The 5,839-nt window shown below is 71.7% G+C and carries 6 protein-coding genes; 2 read left to right on the forward strand and 4 right to left on the reverse strand.

All coding sequences use genetic code 11. From position 1 onward, the window contains the following. The 4 genes from VN520_RS34370 to VN520_RS34385 all read right to left on the reverse strand — a co-directional run. Positions 1-875 (reverse strand): EamA family transporter (locus VN520_RS34370; protein ID WP_325750868.1); only part of this gene is annotated, 875 nt, incomplete at its 3' end. After that, a complete protein-coding gene (locus VN520_RS34375; protein WP_325750869.1) occupies positions 872-2,176 on the reverse strand; it encodes a Cpe/LpqF family protein in 1,305 nt (434 codons plus the stop codon). The genes VN520_RS34375 and VN520_RS34370, both read right to left, overlap by 4 nt. 35 nt (positions 2,177-2,211) lie before the next feature. Continuing rightward, complete coding sequence (locus VN520_RS34380; protein WP_325750870.1) at positions 2,212-2,424, reverse strand: ferredoxin; 213 nt, start codon at positions 2,422-2,424, stop codon at positions 2,212-2,214. Next, a complete protein-coding gene (locus VN520_RS34385; RefSeq protein ID WP_325750871.1) occupies positions 2,421-3,653 on the reverse strand; it encodes a cytochrome P450 in 1,233 nt (410 codons plus the stop codon). Before VN520_RS34385 ends, VN520_RS34380 begins: the two co-directional genes overlap by 4 nt. Before the next feature lie 257 nt (positions 3,654-3,910). On the opposite strand from VN520_RS34385, the gene VN520_RS34390 reads away from it, so the two are divergent. Further along, entirely contained in the window at positions 3,911-4,654 is a 744-nt protein-coding gene (locus tag VN520_RS34390; RefSeq protein WP_325750872.1) for an SDR family oxidoreductase, read from the forward strand. Positions 4,655-4,824: 170 nt separating this feature from the next. Continuing rightward, the coding region (locus VN520_RS34395; RefSeq protein ID WP_325750873.1) for a LysR family transcriptional regulator at positions 4,825-5,839 on the forward strand (1,015 nt) is incomplete at its 3' end.

A 5,839-nucleotide genomic window follows, 5' to 3' on the forward strand; every position in this document is an offset into this window, starting at 1 on the left:
CGCAGGAAGCGCGGCAGCCAGCCCGTGCCGAGCAGCACGCCGGAGACCACGGCGACCCCGCCGGCCACCGCCCACCCGGTGGGCCGCTCGTCCAGCGCCAGCCAGGCGCCCGCCATGCCCACCACCGGCACCAGCATCGAGAACGGCGCCACCACGCCGGCCGGGTAGCGCTTGAGCAGCGCCGTCCAGATCCCGGAGCCCACGACGCTGCCCAGTACCGCGATGTAGACCAGTGCGACGAGGCCCGGCCAGCCGTCGGGGCCGAACGCCGACCCCAGGGCCCGCCACCCCGTGGCCGGCCCCTCCATCACCGCCGACAGGGCCAGCAGCGGCAGGGGCGGGACCACCGCCATCCACAGCGCGAAGCGCAAGGGGTACTGCGGCTTGGCCTGCCGGCTCGCCAGGTTGCCGACCGCCCAGCCGAGCGCCGCCAGCACCGTCAGCACCAACGGCAGCAACGGCGCCGTCCGTGCCCGGTCCACCGCGATCACGGCCATCCCCAGCACCGCCAGTCCGATACCGGCGAGCTGCCGCCCGGTGACCCGCTCACGCAGCAGCAGCGCCCCCAGCAGCACGGTGAACGGCGCCGACGCCTGCACCACCACCGACGCCAGGCCCGACGGCATGCCCTGCTCGATGGCGAGGAACAACAGCCCGAACTGGGCGACGCCGAAACCCAGTCCGTACCCCAGCAGCCACCGCAGAGGCACACCCGGGCGGGGCACGAACAGCACCACCGGCACGGCCAGCACCAGATAGCGCAGCGCCGCCAGGAAGAAGGGCGGGAAGTGGTCGAGCCCGACCCGTACCGCGAGGAAGTTCAATCCCCACAGCACCGCCACCAGCACGGCCAGAGACCGGTCCCGGGCGGTCACCGGGAGGTACCGGAGAGCAGACCTGACTCGATGACCCGGCCACCCATACCGCGCAGGAACTGCCCGTCCCCGATGAGCTTCTGATCGTCGGCGCACTGCTGGAGCACCAGCGTGTACCGGACGCCGTCAGGGTCCTCCAGCAGCCAGCAGAACATCATCACCCCAGGGCACGAACCCCCCTTGAACACCGCGCGGGGCCAGCGGGCCGAGTCGACCGGCACCCCCGGGTAAGCCGTCAGCACGGCGTCCACGACCCCGCTCGTGTCCCGTACCCCGTCCTCCACCAGGGCGCCCAGGACGCGTGCCACGTCCCAGGCGCTCATGTGCCAGTCCAGACCCAGCCGGTGCACGGTCGGACCGAGATCGGAGCCGCGCACGGTCATCGGGCCGGCGATCCGCTCCAGCAGACGCCTGCGGCCCGCCTCGTCCGCGGCGACCCACTCGTCCCGCAGCTCCGGGGCGCCCCAGCCGATCTCGAACACCTCATGGCTCGTCAGGAAGGGGCGCAGAAGCGTCGGATCGCTGTGACCGCCGTCCACCACGGCCCGTTCCACCGCGTCCCGGCCCAGCAGGTCCTGGATCAGATCGGCGGCGGTGTTGTCGCTCATCGCGATCATCTTGTACGCGGTCTCGCGCACCGGCACCCTGGTGTCGTCCGGCAGTTCCTGCATGTCACCGGTGGGCAGGCTGCGCAGGGCCGGGGTGATCGTCACCTCGTCGTCCCACCGCACGGTGCCGGCGGCCACCGCCTCGGCCAGCGCCCGCATCAGATACAGCTTGTACGAGGAGCCGTTGGGCATCGGCCGGTCGGCGTCCTTGGCGTACAGCGTCTCGGTCACCCCGCCGTCCACCCGGGTCACCAGCGCCGACCAGGTCACCCCCGGCTGCTCCAGGGCCCGCGCCAGGTCGTCCCACGCGCGCACCGGCGGCGTCACCACCTCCGGACCCAGGTGCAGTACCCGGATCAGCCCGGTGGAGTCGAGTGTCAGCGACAGAGTGGAGCGGACCCCCGCCGGGCCTTCCAGGGTCACCCACGACTTGTGGGCCACCGGCTGGTAGTCGGCGACGGTGAACGGGCCCAGGCCACGCCACTGTTCGAGCGTCGCCGCGAAACCCTCCGGGTGCCGGGCGAGGAAGACGGGGACGAACTCCTCGGACACGTCCTCGTCCCGAGGGGCTTGCGGGGCGGTGAGCAGTTCCACCGCCCAGCGGGTGCGCTGCCCGAGGGGACTGCTGTCCCCGTCGAGCTCGGCCTGCGCGTCCGGGCGGACGGAGGCGTCGGAACCGGGCAGATCGATCATCATCGCTCCTCGACGGCCGTTGCCGACCGGTGGTGTCAGTCCTCGGTGACGGATATGGCCGCGCACGGGCAGAGCTCGGCGCACAGCCGTACCGTCTCGTGCAGTTCGGGCGGTGGCTCGGGCAGGAGGAGGACAACGGTGCCGTTGTCCGGATCCTGGTCGAAGACCCGCGGCTCCGTCGCCGCGCACCGCCCCATCGCGCAACAGGCGTCCGTGTCCACGGCCACGGTCAGCCGTCCGCCGCTCACCAGGTCACCGGCAGGGCGCCGAGCCCGTAGCTGGACACCTCGTGCCGGAAGTCCAGCTCGGCGAAGGGAACGGCGAGCCGGGCACCGGGCATCCACCGCAGCACGGCGGCCAGCATCTCCTCCAGTTCCACCTTGGCCAGCCACTGGCCCAGGCACTGGTGGATACCGTGACCGAACGCCAGATGACGCCGGGCGTCCCGGTGCGGGTCCAGCGTGTCCGGGGATGGGAAGACCGCCTCGTCGCGGTTGCCCGCCGACAGTGACACGACCACGCCCTCGCCGGCCCGGATCGTCACGTCCCCCAGCTCCACGTCCTCCAGCGCAGCACGGGCCAGCCCGTTCTGCACGATGGAGTGGTAGCGCAGCAACTCCTCGACCGCCTTGGGCAGCAGTTCCGGGTCCTTGGCCAGCGAGTCGGCCAGGCCCTGGTCGGTGACCAGGCTCAGCAGGCTGAGACTGGCCTGACTGGTCGTCGTACCGTGCCCGGCGACCAGCAGCAGCCGGCACATCGGGACCATCTCCTCGACCGTCAGATTGCCCTTGCGCACCTGGTCGACGACCAGCCGGCTCACCAGGTCGTCGCCCGGCTCGGGCATCCGCATGCGCTCCTCGACCACGTCGCGCAGCAGGCCGTCCAGCTCGTCGCGGGCCGCGGCGACCTGCTCGGGGCGGTAGCCGCGGTCGATGAGGATCCCCGCCCGGTTCTCGATCAGCTCGCGCTGCTCGTCGGAGACACCGAAGAGCAGCGCGATCACCCGGGACGGGACCGGGATCGTCAGCCCGCGCACGAGGTCCACCGGGCGCTCGCCCTTGACCAGCTCGCCCAGCATCTCGTCCAGGTGCCCGCGCAGCACCGGGCGCATCGCCTCGGCCCTGCCGTGCAGGAAGTCGCGGGTGAGCATGGACCGCAGCCGGGAGTGGTCCGGGTCGTCCATGCGGATGAAGGAAGCGGTGTGAGGCTTGTCCCGCACCAGGACGGACGTGGTCGTCATCATCGGGAAGCCGGGGGCGCTGGTCACCGCGGTGAACCTGCGGTCCGCGAGCACCGCGCGCACGTGCGGATGCGCGGTCACCAGCCACACCTGGCTGCCGTCCCACATCGTGATGCGGCTCGCGGCGGGGCCGGACCTCAGCAGGGCGAGCGGTGGCGGCGGATCGATCGGGGAGACGCGCTCCATCGGGTAGGACGGCGCGGCTGTCGTGTCCGGGGATGCTGCGTCCTGCGTCATGGGGTCCCACCTATCGCTGCACGGGCATGCCGACGTGAAGTAGCGGCCCCATCCTCACCGTCCGGCCCGTGACCTCCCCTACGGGGCGGCCCGACCCGCATAACCAGCCACGAACGCACATAACAGGGGCCACCGAGGGTCGTTCACCGGGCCTCCACCCGGCTGATACGGTCGGCGCGCCGCACCGTTGGACGTTTTTCGGCCGGATCCCCGTCCGGCCCACCGCCCGGTTCACCACCCCCGAGAACGAGGACCTCATGAGTTCATCGCTACAGGGAAAAGTCGCACTCGTCACCGGAGCCAGCTCAGGAATCGGCCAAGCCACCGCACGCGCCCTTGCCGCGGCCGGAGCCTCGGTCGCCCTCGCCGCACGCCGCGTCGACCGCCTCGAAGCACTGCGCGGCGAGCTGGAGGCGAAGGGCGCCGCAGTCCAGGTGCTCGACCTGGACGTCACCGACGAGCAGGCCGTGGCCGCCGCCGTGCGCTCCACCGTCGACACCCTCGGCCGGCTCGACATCCTGGTGAACAACGCCGGGCTGATGCTGCTGGGGCCGGTGGAGAACGCCGACACCACCGACTGGACCCGGATGATGGACACCAACGTCATGGGTCTGATGTACATGACCCACGCGGCCCTCCCGGAACTGATCAGGAACCAGGGCACCGTCGTCCAGATCTCCTCCATCGCCGCCCGCGTCGTCGGGCGCGGCAGCGCCGTCTACAACGCCAGCAAGTTCGCCGTCAACGGCTTCAGCGAGGGGCTGCGCCAAGAGGTCACCGAGCGTGGGGTACGCGTGGTGGTCATCGAGCCGGGCACCGTGGAGACCGAGCTGCGCGACCACATCACCCACGCCCCCTCCAAGGCGGCGATCACGGAACGGGTCGCGAAGATACGCCAGTTGCAGAGCGAGGACATCGCCGGCGCCGTCCTGTACGCCGTCACCGCCCCTCCGCACGCCACGGTCAACGAGATCTTCATCCGTCCCACCGACCAGGCCTGAGGAAACACGTCCACAGCACGGCGGGTACCGCACTGCGCGGTGCCCGCCCGCTGCTGTCCCGGTGCTTGCGGTGAGAGGAGCGAGAGAAGAGAACGCCTGCCTAACGTGAGCCGCAACAGGCCGTCACAGGTGAAGAAGAGGCGTCATCCATAACCGTAAGGAAGCCGTCCGTGCCTTCTGCGATACACGTGCCCTCCGTTTCCGACCGGCCGACGCGGCTGCCTTTCTCGCGTCCGGATCTGCGGTTGCTGGACGCGATCGGACAGTGCGGTGACCTCGCCGAAGCCGCCCGCAGGGCGGGACTGAGAACGGCAGCCGCCCAGCGCAGGCTCGACCGGCTGGACCAGGCCACGGGGCTGTGCCTGACGTTGCGCTGTGCCCGGACCGCCCGGCTGAGCCCGGAGGGCGCCCGGGTGCTGAACGCAGGACGGAGGTTCTTCCGCCAGGTCGACCAGGCCGTGCAGACCGAGATCTACGGGCGTGGCACCGAGGCGCTGAACGCGCCGCGCATCCTGGAGATCGCCACCGCCGAACCGCTGATGGAGGACCTGGTCGAGGACGCGGCGGACACGCTGGGCATCCTCCTCTCGGTCAGCCATGACACACCCCGGCAGGTGCTCCGGCAGCTCGCCGGCTACCGGGTGGACGCCGCGCACACCTGGGGCCTGGACAACCTCTCGCACGCGGTGGACCGCACCGTGCGCGCGTACGACGTCCTGGACGACCCGCTCTGGGTGACGCTGCCCCTCGGGCACCCGCTCGCAGGCCGTGCCACGGTCTCCCTCGCCGATCTGCGTGAGGAGAACTGGGTCTCGGAGGCAGGGCCCCAGGCGGAGGTCCTGGTGAGCCGTGTCTACCAGATGGCGGGGATCACCCCGCCCGACCGCATCCAGGTGACGGGGGCGTCGGTGGCCCGGGGGATGCTCCGGCGCGGTGACGCCATCGGCCTGGGCTCCCCGGCCTGCCCGGCCGTGTTCGCGCCCTCGCTGGTACGCCGCTCGCTGGTGGAGCGGCCCCGGCGGGCCGCCGGACTCCTCGTCGACCCCGCGGTCGTCCCCGGCGCCCTGTCCCAGCAGCTGGCCGCGCTGCTCACGGCCCGCTGCCTCGGCAGGTTCACCGAGCAGCACGGGGACATGCTGCGCGATCCGTGGTGGGCCGACTGGCTGCGCGGACAGCGCGCGGCGC

Source organism: Streptomyces sp., assembly GCF_035563135.1.
Taxonomy (GTDB): domain Bacteria; phylum Actinomycetota; class Actinomycetes; order Streptomycetales; family Streptomycetaceae; genus Streptomyces.